A 16,578-nucleotide genomic window follows, 5' to 3' on the forward strand; every position below is an offset into this window, starting at 1 on the left:
GAACCCCCTCCACAACGCCGCTATGCGTCGCGGTCCCCCTCCCCGTGCCGGGGAGGATTATGCGCGTTGTAACGCTCACCGAACCCGACGATTTCGACGGCTGGCGCGACGCGGCGCGTGGTCTGGTCGCGGAGAACGTCCCACCAGACGACGTCGTCTGGCAGGTCGGCGACGAACCCGTCGACCTGTTCGCGGCGGTCGCCGAACCAGCCCCCGCCCCAGCCCCCGGCGCCTTCTCCGTCCCCCGCGCCTTCCTCGATCTCGCCCGCAGCGCGATCCTCGGCAGCGACCCCGAACGCTTCGCGCTGCTCTATACGCTGCTCGCCCGCCTGCGCCGCGAACCGAAGCTGATAGAGGACCGCGCAGACCCACTCGTCCGCCGGCTCGACAGGATCGCCAAGGACGTCCGCCGCGACATCCACAAGATGCGCGCCTTTCTCCGCTTCCGCGAGGTTGAGGACGGGGGTGGGGAGGAGGCCGGAACGCGCTTCGTCGCCTGGTTCGAGCCCGATCACCACATCGTCCGCGCCAATGCCGCGTTCTTTGTCAACCGCTTCGCCAGCATGTGTTGGTCGATCCTGACACCCGAAGTGTCGATCCATTGGGACGGCAAGGCGCTCTCGGAAGGCCCCGGCGCCAGCAAGGCCGACGCCCCCGACGGCGATCCGACCGAGGAGGTATGGAAAACCTATTACGCGAGCACGTTCAACCCGGCGCGCGTCAAGATCGGCGCGATGCTGAAGGAAATGCCCAAGAAATACTGGAAGAACATGCCGGAGACCGCGCTCGTGCCGGGGTTGCTGGCAGCGGCGCAGGCGAGGGAAAGCGGCATGATCGCGAGAGCGCGCGACACCGTCGGCGGCAACAGCCTGATCGCATGGGAGGCGCTGCGAGACGAGGCTGCCGGTTGCACGCGCTGCCCGCTTTACAAGCCCGCATCGCAGACTGTCTTTGGCGAAGGCCCGGTCGACGCGCCGCTGATGTTCGTTGGCGAACAGCCGGGCGATCAGGAGGATATCGCCGGTCGCCCGTTCGTCGGCCCCGCTGGCCAGATGTTCGACAAGGCGATGGCCGAGGCGGGCGTAGACCGCTCGCGCGCGTACGTCACCAACGCGGTCAAGCACTTCAAGTTCGAACAGCGCGGCAAGCGGCGGATCCATGCCAAGCCGGGGGCCGGCGAAATCGACGCGTGTCGCTGGTGGATCGAGCAGGAGCAGATGCTGATCAAGCCCAAGGTGACGGTGGCGCTCGGCGCAACCGCGGCCCGGTCGCTGTTCGGCAAGGTGATGACGATCGGGCGGGAACGCGGGCGGGCGCTGCAACTGCCGGATGGTGGCGAAGCCTGGATCACCGTGCACCCGAGCTACCTGCTGCGCTTGCCCGACCCGGGGCAGGCGGCGGAGGAATATGCGCGGTTCGTCGAAGATCTGCGGGTGGTGGGCGGCAGGCTAGGAGAACTGTAACCCCACTCCCACGTCATCCTGACGAAAGTCAGGACCCAGAGCCATGTAAGGCGTCGTTCGTGACCCTGGGTCCTGACGTTCGTCAGGATGACGGGCGAAGTGGAGGGCAGAGGCGGTGTCTGACCCAAGCCGCCCCCATCACATCGCGTTCGGCTCCGGCCCCAAGCGGCCAGCTGGGTCGTCGAGCGCCTCGATCGCGGCCATGTCCCACTCGTCGAGCGTCAGGTCCACCGCGGCAAAATTGTCCGCGAGATGGTCGGCATCCGATGCCTTCGGGATTACCGAGAAGCCGTTCGCCAGATGCCACGCCAGAATCACCTGTGCCGCGCTCCGGCCATGCTTGTCCGCAACCCGGACGATCGCTGGATCATGTAGCAGCGTCTTGCCCTGCCCGAGCGGGCTCCAGCTCTGCGTCACGATGCCGTGCGCCTCGTGGTACGCGCGTTGCTCGCGCTGCTGGAAGTGCGGGTGAAGTTCGATCTGGTTGACCGCGGGCATCACGCCGGTCGCCGCGACGATCGCGTTGATATGCTCGGGGAGGAAGTTCGACACGCCGATCGATTTCGCCTTGCCGGCATCGCGGAGCGCGATCATCGCTTTCCACGCGTCGACGAACAGGTCCTGCTTCGGCACCGGCCAGTGCATCAGGTACAGGTCGACCGACTCGACGCCCAGTAGCGCGAGGCTCTCGTCCATTGCCGCCTCGGCATCGCCTTGTCGGTCGTTCCACAGCTTGGTCGTGAGGAACGCATCCGATCCCTTGTAACCGTCGCCGACGCCGCGCTCATTGTCATAAATCGCGGCGGTGTCGACCAGCCGGAAGCCGATATCGAGCCCGCTGCGGACGATCGCCGCGGCCTGGCTGTCGGGGATCTGCCACGTGCCCATGCCGAGCTGGGGCATGGAGCGACCGTCGTTGAGTGTAAGATTTGTCATGCCCCACCAGCGAACGAGCCGCACGCCGGTTCCGATGCGCCGATTCGGTTTAGGGCTTCCCTTCGCCGCCCGGTTCGCGCAATCGACCGGGCCATGTTCGAAAAGATCCTGGCCGTGCTGGCCACCTTCACGATCGGCGTCATCTCCTCGGGTGGCTATGTCGGCATCGCGCTACTCATGGCGATCGAGAGCGCCTGCATCCCGCTGCCGTCCGAGATCATCATGCCGTTCGCCGGCTATCTCGTGTCGACAGGGCGGTTCGACCTGTATCTCGCCGCCACTGCGGGCGCGATCGGCTGCAACCTCGGCTCGATCGTTGCGTACGAGGTCGGCAAGCGCGGTGGCCGCCCGATGGCCGAGCGCTGGGGCCGATACCTGCTGATCGGTCCGGGCGAGCTCGATGCAGCCGACCGGTTCTTCGCACGCTGGGGCTCGATGGCGGTGCTGATCGGTCGGCTACTCCCCGTGATCCGGTCATTCATCGCCTTTCCCGCCGGCGTTGCCCGGATGAGACTCGTGCCGTTCCACGTCTACACCTTCATCGGGTCATGGCCGTGGTGCTTCGGGCTCGCCTGGGTCGGCATGAAGCTCGGCGACAAATGGGACAGCGATCCGCGCGTGAAGGCGGCGTTCCACAGCGCCGACCTGTTGATCGGCGTGGTCCTGATCGCGCTGGTGGGCTTCTACATCTGGCACCGTGTGCGCGGTTTGAAGCGTCACCCTTAAGTATCTCGGGCGTAACCGCGTCGCTTGGCGAGCGCGCGCAGATCGTCGTCGCGGGTCGGCACCAGCTGTGCTGTTCTCCGGTTGACCGCAGCAACGATTTCAGGATCGGCCTTCTCGGGTGAGCCGCTGTCGAAGGGCGGCGCGGGATCATATTCGAGGCTGAGCTGAACAGCCTTCGCATGTGCTTCGCCGCGGATCATCGCGCTCAGCGTCAGCGCGAAGTCGATCCCCGCGGTGACACCGCCACCGGTTACCCGGTTGCGATCGACGACGGTCCGCGTGGCCACCGGGATTGCGCCGAACAGCGTCAGCATGTCGCGTTGCGCCCAATGGCATCCCGCCCGATAGCCGTCGAGCAATCCCGCTGCGCCGAGGATCAATGACCCGGTACAGACACTGGTCACCCAGCTTGCCCGCGCCCCGACCGCCTTGACCCATGCCATCGCTTCGTCGTCGGCGATCACATCGTTGATCCCGAACCCGCCGGGCACGCAGAGGATATCGGCGCGTGGTACGTCGGCGAAGGTCGCGGTCGGCAGGATCGAGAAACCCGCGTCGGTCGGCACCGGCTCCAACGTCTTCCAGACCAGATCGAGGTGGGCGTTGCCGAGGCGCGACAGGACCTGCGCGGGGCCAGTCAGGTCGAGCTGTGTGACGTTCGGAAACAGCAAGAAGGCGATGCTCAGCGATTTGGTCATGCCGGTATTCCTAGCGAGAGGAGCGTTGGCGAGCGGTGGAGGGCGTACGGGTGTCGATTTACCTAACTTATGGATAAGTCACGACAATCGGGCATTGGATGCGGGCGGCGCGCGAGTGAAGTATAGAAAGTATAGACGCTGGCGTCGTATTCTTTCTGACCGTCGAGACACGCTGACGGGCGGCTTCCGGGATTACGGCTGGGAAGCTTTGCAACGTCATACGCGCAGCATGTCATGCCCTATGCTTGTAGGACAGAGGGGCGAAAGGGGGGCGCAGGACGGTGGCGCGCCCGGGCGCGGGACGTAGTTGGGTCCCGGGAAAGGCCGCGCGGATCTACGGGGCGATCATGTGGGTCGTGGGCCATCGTGCGGACTCGCGTCACCCATGTCGCGGGATACCCAGCCTTCGCTGAGGCGACGGATGAAGGTGGGGCGCATGCGGAAGAGGCGGATATGGCCTGAAGGTTGAGCCCAGCATCCTGGGCAGACCCGTCATCCTGACGAAAGTCAGGATCCAGAGCCGCAGGCGATCGTCTGTGGAACCTTGGATCCTGACTTTCGCCAGGATGACGGAGAAGTATGGCGGGACCGCGTCGGGATCGCGGGACCGCTCTCGTCCGCCGGGTTACGGCAGGACGGGAACTTCCGCCGCACGGGTCTTGTTCTCCAGGCGCGATTCCCGCACCCGCTGGCCGAAGCAGCCGGTGGCACCACCGGCACCGACTGCTGAGCAGCTGCCGATCGTATTGACGCCGGAACCTGCATCCATCGTGCCCTGCGCCTTGGTCGCCCAGCTGGCGTTTTCGGGCGTGACGACGAACTCGCGAAGTTCCTTGGGAACGCGGTATTGCTCCTGAGCGCTGCGGCGGACACAGACGACGATCTCCTCACCGTTCGCGTTGGTCGGGCAGCGTTCGTTGCCGAACAGCGTAAGGACGCCGTTGATCGGCGCGTTGCGCGAAACCTGCGGGGGTGCGACGACTGGCTTGGGCCGGGCGGTCGCGCCGGGAAGCGCGGGCGCCTTGGCGGGCGGCTGGGCGAGCGTCGGTCCCGCATTGCCATTGGAAGTCGGCGGCACGGTCTGCGCAACCGCGGGTCCAGCGACCAGCAGAGCCACCGCAAAAAGCATTTTCATACGCATCACTCCCACGCGTTCGTTCGGCCCGTTATCGTCGCTCGGCCTGAGCCGTATTCGGTCCGCCTAGATCCGCTTGGCGGTCGCGATCGCAACCTTGCAACCAAGCCGGATCGCAGCACTCAGTACCGGATACCCCGGCGTCTCTTCGGCCCCCGCCGCGATCGCAGTCGCCTTGTGTTCGAGTTCCTCGGCCTGGAAATCGAGGATGGCCGCCGATAGCTCGGGATCGCTGGCGCCAAGCTGAACAAGCTGCTCCTCGTAATGCTTGTCGATCTCGGTTTCGACCGCCGCGGTGCACGCCATCGCCGCGCGCGGGCTGATCGCCGCAGTCACGGCGCCCAGCGCGAAGCCCGCGACCTTCCAGATCGGTTGCAGCACCGTCGGGCGCACGCGGCGCTCGACAATCATCTTGTCGAAGAATGCGCGGTGGCGCTCCTCCTGTTGCGCCATGTGGTGGATCGATCGCGACGCAGGATGCCGATCACCAAGCACGGCAAGCTGGCCCGCGTAGATGCGGATCGCGCCATATTCGCCCGCCTGGTCGACGCGAATCATCGAATCGGTCGCGCGCTTGGCGTCTCCTGGCTTCCAGCTGCTCATCTCGTCTTCCTCATGAGTGCGAATATGGTGAACGCACCGGCGAGGGAAAAGATGGCGTTGAAGCCGGCGAGCGAGATTCCGAGCAATTTCCACTGCGGCGAATCGCAGCGTACCATCGGCGCGTTCATGATCGCGGCAAGACGTTCGGCAACAGTGGTACCCGCCATCGAGACGGTCGTGGTGCAGGCGGTAAAACCGTTCCACCAGTGATATTCGACCCCGGCATGCGCGATGCCGATCAGCCCGCTAAGGCCGATCAGAAGCCCGGCGATGATCACCAGCGACGCGCGCAGCGAGCGACCGGGAACGAAGAACGTTGCGCCGGCGATCAGCACCGCGGAATAATGCGGCCAGCGCTGCCAGTGGCACATCTCGCACGGATACAGCCCGCCAAGATATTGCGAGCCGAGCGCGCCGAGCAGCAGGAATGCCGGCAGCAGGAACGCGATGGCGCGCGCGATCTCTTCGTTCTTGGTCATGCCCAACCCGCGACGCACGCTCACTTGTTAGGCGCCTTGGCGGCGGCGGCGGTGGGATCGGGCTTGATCGGGCGCGGCTTGGTGGCGGCAGCGACCTGGGCGGCGCCGCCGAGCCGCGCGACGGTCTTCAGCGCGTAATAGAGCTGGAAGTCGTCGATGCCCTGCTTCTTCAATTGCTCGGGCGTCTGCGCGAAGCGGGGGTCGGTCTTGGTATCCTCCTCGAGCACCGCGTTGTCGGCCTTCACCTCGTTGATCAGGTGCTTGCGCAGGTCCGCCTCGCGGAACACCGGGCGCGACTTGTAGTCGGGATCGGTGAGCTGCGGGACCTTGATGTCGGGCTCGATCCCGCCCTCCTGCACCGAGCGACCCGACGGCGTGAAGTAGCGCGCGGTCGTCAGGCGGAGCGCGGTCTCGGGACCGAGCGGGAGCACGGTCTGGACCGAGCCCTTGCCAAAGCTGCGCTCGCCCATGATCAGCGCGCGGTGATGATCCTGAAGGGCGCCGGCAACGATCTCGGACGCGGACGCGGTGCCGGGATCGGTGAGGACGACGACCGGCAGGCCGTGCGCATCGTCACCAGGCTTGGCGTAATAGCGTTCGATATCGGTCTTCTCGCGACCGCGCTGCGAAACGATCTCGCCGTGATCGAGGAACGCGTCACTGACTTCGATCGCCTGCGTGAGCAAGCCGCCGCCATTCTCGCGGAGGTCGACGACATAGCCGAGCGGGCGGTGGCCGAGTGACTTGTCGATCGCCATGATCGCCGCGCGCGTGTCCGCGCCGGTGTTCTCGCTGAACGTGTTGATGTTGATATAACCGACGTCGCCGCGGACTTCCCACTTCACCGGCTTCTGGACGATGATCTCGCGCGTCATCGTTACGTCGAGCGGTTTGTCGCGGCCAGGACGGACAAGGCCGAGCGTTATCGTGCTGCCGGGCTTGCCGCGCATCTTGCCGACCGCCTCGTCGAGCGAATCGCCGTAGATCAGCTTGCGGTCGATATGCGTGATATAGTCGCCGGACTTGACGCCCGCGCGGGCTGCCGGCGAGTCTTCCTGCGGGGCGACGACCTTGATCGCGCCGTCCTCCATCTGCACCGTCAGGCCGAGACCACCGTAATTGCCCTCGGTCATGATCCGGAGGTTTTCGTAGTCGAGCGCGTCGACATAGCTGGAATGCGGATCGAGGCTGGAGAGCATGCCCTGGATCGCGCCCTTGATCAGCGTCTTGTCATCGACCTTGTCGACATACTCCGCCTTCACGCGGTTGAAGACGTCGAGAAACTGGTCGAACTCGCGGTAGGTGTCGGTGTCGACCGCCGCCATCGCCGAGGTGGCGAGAGGTATCAGGGTCAGCGCGCCGACGATCGCCGTCGCGGTAAGGATCGGGGTACGCAGTATAGGACGAGGCATCGATGGTCCTGCAACCTGAGAAATGACGGTATGTTAGCGTCGTAACGGCGTAGCGTAGCCAAGCGTCGGCGGCAACGCGCGCGGAGCAAAGCGGGGTCGCCGTTAATGAGGGCTGACTGGCGGGCTTTCGATCCTCCCCCGCTAGGGGGGGGATGGCGCCGAAGGCGACGGAAGGGGAGGACACGGGACAAAGGTTGCCCTTACCTCCCCCTCCGTCTGGCAAGTGCCAGCCACCTCCCCCTGGCGGGGGAGGATATAAGAGCAAGCGCTTAGGCGCTCAGCGCGATCCTATAAACGCGGCGACATCGACGGGGCGGCCTTGGCGTCGGAGTTCGACGGTAATGCTGGGGGCGTCGCCGGGGGCGGTGCCGAGCGGGGCGCCCATCGCGACGCGGTCGCCGGGCTTGGCGTCGGTCGCGGCGAGGCCGGTGACGAGGCTGGTCCACCCGTCGGCGTGATCGATGATGACGATGATCCCGTAATCGCGGAAGCGGCGGGCATAGCGGATCGTCCCGGCCGCGGGAGCAACGACGCGCGCGCGCGGGGCGGTGACGAACGTCAGCCCGCGTGACCGGACGCCCGAGTCCGAGACCTCGTCGAAGCCGGTGACGAGCCGGCCCGCTACCGGTGCGCGGTATACGCCGCGCGGGGGGGCCGGTGGTGACGTGCCGGGCGCGATCGGACGCGGCAGTGGACCGGCAAGCGCGATCAGGCTGGCCGCGGTCGTCTTGGCGTTGGTCGTGGCCGCCATGCGGTCGACAAGATCGCGCGCGCGTTCGCCGAGCGCCAAGGCCCGATCGGACTCACTGAGCGCGCCGCGGCCAAGCGAAACGCTGCGCTGGCGATGCTGCGCCTCGAGGTTGGCGAGGGCCTGGCGGTCGTTCTCCAGGCGCGCGCGGCCGTCCGAGAGCGCCTTGGCGGCGAGCGCGGCGCTGGCCTGCAGGCGGCGCGTCTCGGCGAGCGCGGTACGGACAGCGTGCGTGCGCTGGCGGACGACGGGCAACGCGCTGCCGAGGACCGCGCGGACGTGGACGAGATCGTCGACCGAGCCGGGCTGTGCAACCGCGACGATCGTCGGCCGGCGGGCGAGCGCCTCCAACGCCGCCAGCAGCCGCGCGACAGGGGTTTGCGCGCGGCCGAGCCTGGCGCGCTGATCGGACAGGAGGCGGTCGACCAGCGTCACGCGCGCGCTGGCGGTCGCGAGATTGGCTTCGGCGGCGGTCACGCGGGCGGCGAGTGCCTGCTCGTCGCGGCGCGCCTTGTCGGCGGCGTTGCGCTCCTGCGTGGCAGCGGCGGTGAGCTTGGCGGCGCGTGCGGCGGCGATCGCAGCGTCGCGTTTTGCCGCGACCAGGCGTTGCTGCTCGCTCGCCAGTTCGGGCGCGTCAGTCTGCGCGGTGACGCCCGCCGCCGCGAACAGCGCCGCGATCGCGAGAACGCCCCCTAGCCTCATGCATCACCCTTCGCGGTGATAGGGGTGATTGGCAAGGATGCTGGTCGCGCGGAAAAGCTGCTCGGCGAGCATCGCGCGCGCCAGCAGATGCGGCCATGTCGCACGGCCGAAGGAAAAGAGCAGGTCGGCCTCGTCGCGCGCGGCGTCGTCGAAGCCGTCGGCGGCACCGATCATGAACCGCGCCTCGCGGACGCCGTCGTTGCGCCACCGCTCAAGCTTGTGCGCGAACTGAGTCGAGGAGAGCGTCTCGCCCTTCTCGTCGAGCAGGATACGTTTGGTCTGCTCGCCGACAAGCGGGATCTTGCCGCCGGTGTCGGGGAGCTCGCTGACCTTGGTCGGCCAAACGATCCGCTTGAGATAGCGGTCGACCAGGTCCGCCTCGGGCGACCGCCCGATCCGTCCGCGGGCGACGATGTGGAGCAGCATCGCCGCCTCGGGGTCGGTTTAGTCTTCGTCGGTGAAGGTCGGCATGGCCGGCGGCGTCGGCGCATCGCCGAACGCCCACATCCGCTCCAGATTGTAGAAGCTGCGGACTTCGGGGCGGAACAGGTGGACGATGATGTCGGTCGCGTCGATCAGCACCCAGTCGGCGGTCGGCAGGCCCTCGATCTTCACCGGGCGCTTGAACTCGGCCTTGATCCGCTCGGCCAGCTTCTGCGCCATCGAGGCGACCTGGCGGGTCGAACGACCGCTGGCGATCACCATATAGTCGGCGATGCTCGTCTTGCCCGCGAGCGGGATCGAGATCGTCTCGACCGCCTGGTCGTCGTCGAGCGACGCGAGGATCAGGCGATGCAGTGCCTCAACCTCTTCGGGGTCGGTCGCGCGAGGGGCAGTAGGGGAAGTGGCCAAGTCAGCTCCTGGGTAAAACTACCGGACCAGCAACGTGCTGGACCCAGTCGGGATTTTTGGCGCGCAGGCCGGTTGCGGAGGTCGGGTCGGGTCGGAAGCGCAACAGCACAAGGGCCGGCAATCTCCACGTCGTCCAGCTCTTCGCATGGTCTGTGCGCCGTTGGAAGCGCCGCAGCCAACCCATCGCGGGGGCCGCGAGGGCGCGCCCGTCATATCCCGGCCGCGCGATTACCGCAATCGGAACCTCGCGGGCGATCTGGCGCCAGTTCTTCCACCGGTGGAAGTCGGCCAGATTGTCGGCGCCCATCAGCCAGACGAAGCGGATCTTGGGGTAGCGACGCTTGAGCTTGCGGATCGTGTCTAGCGTATAGCGCGTGTGCAGCCGCGACTCGATATCGGTCGCGCGGATCGGCGCGCGGCGCGCCATGCGCTGCGCCGAGGCAAGACGCGCGGCCAGCGGCGCCATGTCGCGCGCGGCGTCCTTGAGCGGATTGCCGGGAGACACCAGCCACCACGCCTCGTCGAGCGCGAGCGCCTCGATCGCCGCGAGCGTGATGCCACGGTGGCCGCGGTGCGCAGGGTTGAACGACCCGCCGAGGATGCCGACGCGGGTCATCGCATCAACCGCGCACCTGCCCCGTGCCGCGGCCGATCCATTTGTAGGTCGTCAGCCCCTCGAGCGCGACGGGGCCGCGGGCGTGGAGGCGGCCAGTGGCGATGCCGATCTCCGCGCCCAGCCCGAACTCGCCGCCATCGGCGAACTGGGTGGAGGCGTTCCACAGGACGATTGCGCTGTCGACGGCGGTCAGGAATTGCTCGGCGATGGCAGCGTCCTCGGCGATGATCGCGTCGGTGTGATGCGAACCGTGGCGGGCGATGTGCGCGATCGCCGCGTCGAGGCCATCGACGATCGCGACCGAGGCGATCGCGTCGAGATATTCGGTGTCCCAGTCCGCGGCATCGGCGACCGCGATGTCGGGCACGAGCGCGCGCGACGCTGCGTCGCCGCGCACCACGCAACCGGCATCGGCCAGACGCCGGATCAGCGCCGCGGCCTCGGGATACGCCCGGTGGATCAGCAGCGTCTCCATCGAACCGCACACGCCCGTGCGGCGCATCTTGGCATCGACGAGGACCGCCGCCGCCATCGCCGGGTCCGCCGACGCATCGACATAGACATGGTTGATGCCGTCGAGATGCGCGAGCACCGGCACGCGTGCCTCGGCCTGGACGCGCGCGACGAGGCTCTTGCCGCCGCGGGGGATGATCAGGTCGATCACCCCGTCCGCCGTCAGCATTGCGCCGACCGCGGCCCGATCGGTGGTCGGCACGAGCTGCATTGCACCGGCAGGCACCCCGCCCGCCGCCAGTCCCGCCATCAGCGCCGCATGGATCGCGCGATTGCTCGCCACCGCCTCGGACCCGCCGCGCAGGATCGCGGCGTTGCCGGCCATCACGCACAATGCAGCTGCGTCCGCAGTGACGTTGGGGCGGCTTTCGTAGATAATGCCGATCACGCCGATCGGCACGCGCACGCGCGAAAGCTTGAGGCCGTTAGGTCGTTCGCGCGAGTCGATGACCTGCCCGACCGGGTCGGCGAGCGCCGCGACGGCCGCCACGCCGTCCGCCATCGCCGCGATCCGCCCCGCGTCCAACCGCAGACGATCAAGCAACGCGCCGGACAGGCCGGACTCGGTCGCACGCGCCATGTCCGCTGCGTTCGCCGTCAGGATTTCCGCCGACGCGGCACGGACCGACTCCGCCGCCAACACCAGCGCAGCGGCTTTCCGCGCGGTCGGCAGCGACGCCAGCACCAGCGCGGCGGCGCGCGCGCGGCGGCCCATTCCAGCGATCACGTCGGTCGGATTTGCTGCAGCGTCCATGGCCGCGCGCTAGCATGCGAAGCCCCTCGCGCCAACGCCACGAACTCGTTACGCTGCCGATCTTACAGGGGATGCTGCCGACGATCGTGCTAATCGTGGGCCATGTCATCGGGGTACCCGGTCCAATGCTGCGGCTGGACGCCCTTGTGATCCCGCCGGTCCACATGTTCGCGCAATTGCGCGGCGCGTATGATCTTCAGAAGCGCGCCGCGGCGTGGCGCACGGTGGCGCTGCTGACGTTCGCGTTCACAGTCCTGCTGGCGTTTATTGTCCTGCGGCTCCTGCACGGCCTGGCCGATTAGGTCGGCGCGACCCGATCAGCCACGCCCGCACGGGTACAGGTTCGCCAAGACGCGCGCATAGCCGTCCTTGAGCGGGCGCTTCTGATAGCTGGCCGGCAGTTCGTTCAGGCCATCGAGCATGTCCATGATGCCGACCGTCTCGCCTTCCGGAACGCAGGCTATCGGCGGCTTGCCCGCCGCGGCACGCGCGGCGCGGTCGGCCTTCAACTGATTTGTCGCGGCCTTCGCCTCCGCCTTCAAAGCTGGAAGCTCGGGCGACATGAACGCCATCGGACCCTGGTCGCGCAGCGCGTTGGCGCGCGACAGGAAAGTGCCGACGGTCATTGCTGCATTCGCGGGCAACGCGACGCCGGCGATCAGCACTGCAGCGACTACAGCCTTCGAATGCAAATACGACATGGGCGGCCTTTCCGAGAAAAGACCGCCCATAGAGCAGTTTAGCTGACTAATCGGTGAACCGGATCAGGCCCCCAGCGGGGTCGGCGTGCCGAACGGTCCATTGGGACGCCGCGTCTTCGGGATCGACGTGCCCGCACGCGGGACGTTCGACGTCTTAGCACCCGGATCCGGACGATCCAGATCCTCGCCAGCAATCAGCTGCTTAATCTCGTCGCCGGTCAGCGTCTCGTATTCGAGCAGCGCCCCCGCGACCGTGTGGAGCTGGTCGACATGATCGCTCAGCACCTGCTTGGCACGGTCAAGACCACCTTCGACGATCCGCTTGATCTCGTCGTCGATCAGCTGCGCGGTCTGGTTCGACATGCGCGACGGACGGCTCGACGAATAGCCGAGGAACGATTCGCCCTCCGGCTCGCCATATTCGAGCGGGCCGACCTTGTCCGACATGCCCCAGCGCGTGACCATGTCGCGCGCCAGACCGGTGGCGTACTGGATGTCGCCGCTCGCGCCCGACGACACCTTGTCGTAGCCGAAGATGACTTCCTCGGCGACACGGCCACCCATCGACACTGCGAGATTCGCGTACATCTTGTCGCGATGATAGCTGTAGCTGTCGCGCTCGGGCAGACGCATGACCATGCCCAGCGCACGACCGCGCGGAATGATCGTCGCCTTGTGGATCGGATCCGACGCGGCCTCGTGCATCGCGACGACGGCATGGCCGGCCTCGTGATAGGCGGTCATCCGCTTCTCGTCGTCGGTCATGACCATGCTGCGGCGCTCGGCGCCCATCATGACCTTGTCCTTGGCCTCCTCGAACTCGGCCATCGCCACCAGACGCTTGCCCTTGCGAGCGGCATGCAGCGCCGCCTCGTTGACGAGGTTGGCGAGATCGGCGCCCGAGAAGCCCGGCGTGCCGCGCGCGATGACGCGCGCATCGACGTCGGGAGCGAGCGGCACCTTCTTCATGTGGACTTCGAGGATCTTGATCCGGCCCTCGATATCGGGGCGAGGCACCACGACTTGGCGATCGAAGCGGCCCGGACGCAACAACGCGGGGTCGAGCACGTCGGGACGGTTGGTCGCGGCGATGATGATGATGCCCTCGTTCGCCTCGAAGCCGTCCATCTCGACCAGCAGCTGGTTCAGCGTCTGCTCGCGCTCGTCATTGCCATTGCCGAGCCCGGCGCCACGGTGGCGACCGACCGCATCGATCTCGTCGATGAAGACGATGCACGGTGCTGACTTCTTGGCCTGCTCGAACATGTCACGCACGCGGCTGGCACCGACGCCGACGAACATCTCGACGAAGTCGGAACCCGAGATCGTGAAGAACGGTACGCCCGCCTCGCCTGCGATCGCGCGGGCGAGCAGCGTCTTGCCGGTACCGGGCGAACCGACCAGCAACGCGCCCTTGGGGATCTTGCCGCCGAGGCGCGCGAACTTGGTCGGGTCCTTCAGGAACTCGACGATTTCCTCGAGTTCCTCACGCGCTTCGTCGATGCCCGCGACGTCGGCAAAAGTGACCTTGCCTTCCTTCTGCGTCAGCATCTTCGCGCGGCTTTTGCCAAAGCCCATCGCGCCCGATCCCGAATTCTTCTGCATCTGCTTCAGCACGAAGAATGCGATTCCAAGGAACAGCAGGAACGGCAGCGACTGATAAAGGAGCAGCGCCAGCATCGACGGCCCCTCCTCGGGCTTTGCGCTGATCGCGACACCCTTCTCGCGCAGCTTCGGCACGAGCGTCGAATCCTGGATCGGGTAGGATTTGAACTTCTCACCTGACGACAGCGTCCCCGAGATGATATCGCGGGAGATGTTGACGTCCTTGACGGTACCCTCGTCGACCTTGTCGAGGAACGCCGAATAGGCAATCGTGTTGCCACCCGACGCTGCCGTGCGACCGTCGAACATGGTCACGAACAGCGCCAGAGCGAGCAGGATGCCGACCCAGATCAGCAGGCTTTTCATCCAAGGATTGCCGCCGCCATTCTCGGGGCCGCCGTTTCCGGGGCCCTGGGGCTTCTGACCGCGGTTGTCGTTGTCGCTCATGGGTGCACGATACCTTTCAGCGCACAAGATAAGCGCGCGCAGGTTAATGGCAATGGAACAAGACGCGACTTGTGGTGATCAGTGTGAACGAACCGCCATGTGGTTCAGGCACCCGCCCGACGCGGCGGCGCCTCGCGGAACCGCCACACGTCGCCGCGCACGCTGGCGATGATCCCCGCCTGCGTGGTGCGCTTCCCCGCCATCAGCGAGTCGAGCAGCTTTTCGACATTCGCAGCCTCGGTCCATTCGGGCGCGACGATACCCGCTTCGGCGCGCACCGCGCCGATCGCCCGGCGCGCGAGCCGGCGCAGGATCTCGCGTGGCAGCCTGGCGACCACGAGCTTTACCTCGCCGCCGCCGACCTTTGCGCGGTCCGCCCAGATCCAGTCGACCATCGCGCGGACGTCGGTATCAGTCTCGGCCAGCGCGGCTGCGGCGCGCGCGAGGTTGGGCGTGCCGAGCCACTCGTTGTCGCCCAGCAACCGGCGGAAGCGCGTACGGTCGTGGCGATCGTCATGGTTCGAAGGGTCGTCGAAGAACGGCACTTCGCCACGGCGGACGATCGCGCGGAGTTCGGCGCGGCGCCAGTCGAGAAGCGGGCGAATGACCGTAACGCCGTGAACTTCGGTGCGCGCGCGAACGCCCGCCAATCCTGCGAGCCCGGACCCGCGCGCGGCGCGCATCAGGAAGGTCTCGGCCTGGTCGTCGGCGTGGTGGCCCGTGACGAGCCCCCCCGCCCCGATCGTGCGGGCATGATCAGTGAGGAGCGCATAGCGCGTAGTGCGCGCTTGCGCCTGGATGCTGGCGCCGGTGATCGGCTCGCTCGGCGCGAGCGTCGCGTGCGCGATGCCGAGCGTGGCGCAGTGCGCGGCAACCATCGCCGATTCCTCGACCGCGTCAGGGCGGAGGCGGTGGTCAATGCTGGCAACCGTGAAGCCGGGGCCAAGCGCCTCGTGCGCGAGCGTGAGCATCGCCATACTGTCGGGGCCACCCGATACGGCAAGCACCGGGTTGACGATATCGCCTGCCAGCCGCGCATAGTCGGCGGCGAAACGGCGGCCTTCCTCGGTCATGCCAGAACCACCTTGCCATGTGAGACTTCACCACCCCGGCGCAGGCCGGGGCCCAATTGGGGGACGGAGATGACTGAGCACAGCACCACGTTATACAGGCTTTCCCAATTGGGCCCCGGCCTGCGCCGGGGTGGTGAAGCGCAACCCGACACCACGAACCGGAAGTCACGCATGACCATCGGGAGCTGGTTTACTTGCACTTCGCCGCGGCGCGTCCGGCGGCAACCTGCCCCTTCATCGCCGCCGCCATCTTCGCACCATAGACGTCGTTCAGCTCGTCATACACCTTGCAGGCATCGGCGGGCTTGTTAAGCTTGGTCAGCGCCTGCCCCAGGTACAACAGGCTGTCGGGTGCGCGCTCGCCATCGGGCATCTTCTTGTAATTGTCATAGAACGCCATCGATGCGAGGCTCGGCTTGCCCTCGTCCAGATAGGCGCGACCGAGCAGATTCTGCGCATAGCTCGCGCGCTTGCTCTTGGGATATTCGGCGACGACCTTCTTCAGCTGCGCCTCCGCCTGCGGGTATTGCTTGGCCGCCCATAGCCGGTAGCCATACATATACTCGTCCTCCGCCGGGTCGCCGGTCGAGGGCTTCTCGACCGAGACCTTGGTCGGGGCGGGTGCGGCGCCGGGACGGCTCGCGGTTTCCGGACGCGTCGACGGGCGCGCGGGGCCGCTCGACGTGTCGTCGGAGTCGATCGGGCCGCCCGCCGCGATCGGCGCGGGGCCGGCCTCGAGCATCTTCACGCGCGCATCGTTCGAGCGACGATAATTGTCGAACGCGTCCTGCAACTGGCGCGTGCGGTTCTGGTTCTGCTCGATCTGCTCGGTCAGCGAGGTCATCTGCTGTTCGAGCGAGGTGACACGCTGGTTCACATCGGCCAGCGCGCTCGTCGCGGGCGAGCCCGGCCCCGGGCCCTGCTCGCTTTGCGGCGCGCGGACTTCAGCCTGGAGCATCTGCCCCGCGCCGCCCGGAAAGACTTTCCGCTGGACCGCGCGCATTTCGCTTTCGAGCTTGCCGACGCGGCCCTCGACATTTTGTGCCTGAACGGCAGCGGGCGAGAGAGCCGCGAGGCAGACGCCGATCAGAATTGACTTACGCATGAGCCACACC

At 66.9% G+C, this 16,578-nt stretch carries 18 protein-coding genes; 3 read left to right on the top strand and 15 right to left on the bottom strand.

The annotated features are described in order from the left end of the window. Positions 1-59: 59 nt before the first annotated feature. Positions 60-1,463 (top strand): UdgX family uracil-DNA binding protein, encoded by a 1,404-nt coding sequence (locus ASF00_RS02555; protein WP_055873676.1) that lies wholly within the window; start codon positions 60-62, stop codon positions 1,461-1,463. Positions 1,464-1,601: 138 nt separating this feature from the next. On the opposite strand, the gene ASF00_RS02560 is transcribed toward ASF00_RS02555, so the two are convergent. Beyond that, positions 1,602-2,399, bottom strand: a complete 798-nt coding sequence (locus ASF00_RS02560) for an aldo/keto reductase (protein WP_055873677.1) — start codon at positions 2,397-2,399, stop codon at positions 1,602-1,604. 93 nt (positions 2,400-2,492) lie between these two features. On the opposite strand from ASF00_RS02560, the gene ASF00_RS02565 reads away from it, so the two are divergent. Further along, positions 2,493-3,125: a DedA family protein gene (locus tag ASF00_RS02565; protein ID WP_055873679.1), complete on the top strand. Its 633-nt coding sequence runs from the start codon at positions 2,493-2,495 to the stop codon at positions 3,123-3,125. Here the strand turns inward: ASF00_RS02565 and ASF00_RS02570 are convergent. The 10 genes from ASF00_RS02570 to ASF00_RS02615 form a co-directional block, all read right to left on the bottom strand. Continuing rightward, on the bottom strand, positions 3,122-3,823 hold the full coding sequence (locus ASF00_RS02570; protein ID WP_055873682.1) for a DJ-1/PfpI family protein: 702 nt from the start codon (positions 3,821-3,823) through the stop codon (positions 3,122-3,124). The two genes, ASF00_RS02565 and ASF00_RS02570, sit on opposite strands and share 4 nt — an antisense overlap. Before the next feature lie 625 nt (positions 3,824-4,448). Then, complete coding sequence (locus ASF00_RS02575) at positions 4,449-4,958, bottom strand: hypothetical protein (protein ID WP_055873686.1); 510 nt, start codon at positions 4,956-4,958, stop codon at positions 4,449-4,451. A gap of 66 nt (positions 4,959-5,024) precedes the next feature. After that, positions 5,025-5,561: a demethoxyubiquinone hydroxylase family protein gene (locus ASF00_RS02580; RefSeq protein WP_055873689.1), complete on the bottom strand. Its 537-nt coding sequence runs from the start codon at positions 5,559-5,561 to the stop codon at positions 5,025-5,027. Next, positions 5,558-6,040, bottom strand: a complete 483-nt coding sequence (locus ASF00_RS02585; RefSeq protein WP_055875273.1) for a disulfide bond formation protein B — start codon at positions 6,038-6,040, stop codon at positions 5,558-5,560. The genes ASF00_RS02580 and ASF00_RS02585 overlap by 4 nt, the downstream gene beginning before the upstream one ends. A gap of 20 nt (positions 6,041-6,060) precedes the next feature. Then, positions 6,061-7,452 (bottom strand): S41 family peptidase, encoded by a 1,392-nt coding sequence (locus tag ASF00_RS02590; protein ID WP_055873692.1) that lies wholly within the window; start codon positions 7,450-7,452, stop codon positions 6,061-6,063. A gap of 277 nt (positions 7,453-7,729) precedes the next feature. Beyond that, positions 7,730-8,902, bottom strand: coding sequence for a murein hydrolase activator EnvC family protein (locus ASF00_RS02595; RefSeq protein ID WP_055873695.1), 1,173 nt, complete (start codon positions 8,900-8,902; stop codon positions 7,730-7,732). A 3-nt stretch (positions 8,903-8,905) separates the two neighbouring features. Further along, positions 8,906-9,328, bottom strand: a complete 423-nt coding sequence (locus ASF00_RS02600) for a 23S rRNA (pseudouridine(1915)-N(3))-methyltransferase RlmH (RefSeq protein WP_055873697.1) — start codon at positions 9,326-9,328, stop codon at positions 8,906-8,908. A gap of 18 nt (positions 9,329-9,346) precedes the next feature. After that, positions 9,347-9,754, bottom strand: a complete 408-nt coding sequence (rsfS, locus tag ASF00_RS02605) for a ribosome silencing factor (RefSeq protein WP_055873704.1) — start codon at positions 9,752-9,754, stop codon at positions 9,347-9,349. Position 9,755: 1 nt separating this feature from the next. Further along, positions 9,756-10,370, bottom strand: a complete 615-nt coding sequence (locus ASF00_RS02610) for a nicotinate-nucleotide adenylyltransferase (RefSeq protein ID WP_055873707.1) — start codon at positions 10,368-10,370, stop codon at positions 9,756-9,758. Between the two features lie 4 nt (positions 10,371-10,374). Next, positions 10,375-11,637 carry a glutamate-5-semialdehyde dehydrogenase gene (locus tag ASF00_RS02615; RefSeq protein ID WP_055873710.1) on the bottom strand — a complete coding sequence of 421 codons (1,263 nt, stop codon included), beginning with the start codon at positions 11,635-11,637 and terminating at the stop codon, positions 10,375-10,377. 71 nt (positions 11,638-11,708) lie between these two features. Between ASF00_RS02615 and ASF00_RS02620 the strand changes: the two genes are divergently transcribed. Continuing rightward, entirely contained in the window at positions 11,709-11,939 is a 231-nt protein-coding gene (locus tag ASF00_RS02620; RefSeq protein ID WP_055873713.1) for a hypothetical protein, read from the top strand. Positions 11,940-11,954: 15 nt separating this feature from the next. Here the strand turns inward: ASF00_RS02620 and ASF00_RS02625 are convergent, their stop codons facing one another. From ASF00_RS02625 to ASF00_RS02640, 4 genes are all read right to left on the bottom strand, one after another. Beyond that, a complete protein-coding gene (locus ASF00_RS02625) occupies positions 11,955-12,338 on the bottom strand; it encodes a hypothetical protein (RefSeq protein ID WP_235525571.1) in 384 nt (127 codons plus the stop codon). Positions 12,339-12,401: 63 nt separating this feature from the next. Beyond that, entirely contained in the window at positions 12,402-14,390 is a 1,989-nt protein-coding gene (ftsH, locus tag ASF00_RS02630) for an ATP-dependent zinc metalloprotease FtsH (RefSeq protein ID WP_055873716.1), read from the bottom strand. A 104-nt stretch (positions 14,391-14,494) separates the two neighbouring features. Beyond that, positions 14,495-15,463, bottom strand: a complete 969-nt coding sequence (gene tilS / locus ASF00_RS02635; protein ID WP_055873719.1) for a tRNA lysidine(34) synthetase TilS — start codon at positions 15,461-15,463, stop codon at positions 14,495-14,497. A gap of 190 nt (positions 15,464-15,653) precedes the next feature. Continuing rightward, positions 15,654-16,568, bottom strand: a complete 915-nt coding sequence (locus ASF00_RS02640; protein WP_055873722.1) for a tetratricopeptide repeat protein — start codon at positions 16,566-16,568, stop codon at positions 15,654-15,656. Positions 16,569-16,578 lie beyond the last annotated feature (10 nt).

The sequence above is a fragment of the Sphingomonas sp. Leaf34 genome (genome assembly GCF_001421805.1).
Classification (GTDB): Bacteria; Pseudomonadota; Alphaproteobacteria; order Sphingomonadales; family Sphingomonadaceae; genus Sphingomonas.

Excerpts from the sequence above, each read along its gene's own strand:
- ASF00_RS02640 (WP_055873722.1), bottom strand. The coding sequence starts at position 16,568 with ATGCGTAAGTCAATTCTGATCGGCGTCTGCCTCGCGGCTCTCTCGCCC.
- ASF00_RS02610 (WP_055873707.1), bottom strand. The coding sequence starts at position 10,370 with ATGACCCGCGTCGGCATCCTCGGCGGGTCGTTCAACCCTGCGCACCGC.
- ASF00_RS02575 (WP_055873686.1), bottom strand. The coding sequence starts at position 4,958 with ATGAAAATGCTTTTTGCGGTGGCTCTGCTGGTCGCTGGACCCGCGGTT.
- ftsH (WP_055873716.1), bottom strand. The coding sequence starts at position 14,390 with ATGAGCGACAACGACAACCGCGGTCAGAAGCCCCAGGGCCCCGGAAAC.
- tilS (WP_055873719.1), bottom strand. The coding sequence starts at position 15,463 with ATGACCGAGGAAGGCCGCCGTTTCGCCGCCGACTATGCGCGGCTGGCA.
- ASF00_RS02555 (WP_055873676.1), top strand. The coding sequence starts at position 60 with ATGCGCGTTGTAACGCTCACCGAACCCGACGATTTCGACGGCTGGCGC.
- ASF00_RS02600 (WP_055873697.1), bottom strand. The coding sequence starts at position 9,328 with ATGCTGCTCCACATCGTCGCCCGCGGACGGATCGGGCGGTCGCCCGAG.
- ASF00_RS02620 (WP_055873713.1), top strand. The coding sequence starts at position 11,709 with ATGCTGCCGACGATCGTGCTAATCGTGGGCCATGTCATCGGGGTACCC.
- ASF00_RS02615 (WP_055873710.1), bottom strand. The coding sequence starts at position 11,637 with ATGGACGCTGCAGCAAATCCGACCGACGTGATCGCTGGAATGGGCCGC.
- ASF00_RS02580 (WP_055873689.1), bottom strand. The coding sequence starts at position 5,561 with ATGAGCAGCTGGAAGCCAGGAGACGCCAAGCGCGCGACCGATTCGATG.
- ASF00_RS02570 (WP_055873682.1), bottom strand. The coding sequence starts at position 3,823 with ATGACCAAATCGCTGAGCATCGCCTTCTTGCTGTTTCCGAACGTCACA.
- ASF00_RS02565 (WP_055873679.1), top strand. The coding sequence starts at position 2,493 with ATGTTCGAAAAGATCCTGGCCGTGCTGGCCACCTTCACGATCGGCGTC.
- ASF00_RS02625 (WP_235525571.1), bottom strand. The coding sequence starts at position 12,338 with ATGTCGTATTTGCATTCGAAGGCTGTAGTCGCTGCAGTGCTGATCGCC.
- ASF00_RS02595 (WP_055873695.1), bottom strand. The coding sequence starts at position 8,902 with ATGAGGCTAGGGGGCGTTCTCGCGATCGCGGCGCTGTTCGCGGCGGCG.
- ASF00_RS02560 (WP_055873677.1), bottom strand. The coding sequence starts at position 2,399 with ATGACAAATCTTACACTCAACGACGGTCGCTCCATGCCCCAGCTCGGC.
- ASF00_RS02585 (WP_055875273.1), bottom strand. The coding sequence starts at position 6,040 with ATGACCAAGAACGAAGAGATCGCGCGCGCCATCGCGTTCCTGCTGCCG.
- ASF00_RS02590 (WP_055873692.1), bottom strand. The coding sequence starts at position 7,452 with ATGCCTCGTCCTATACTGCGTACCCCGATCCTTACCGCGACGGCGATC.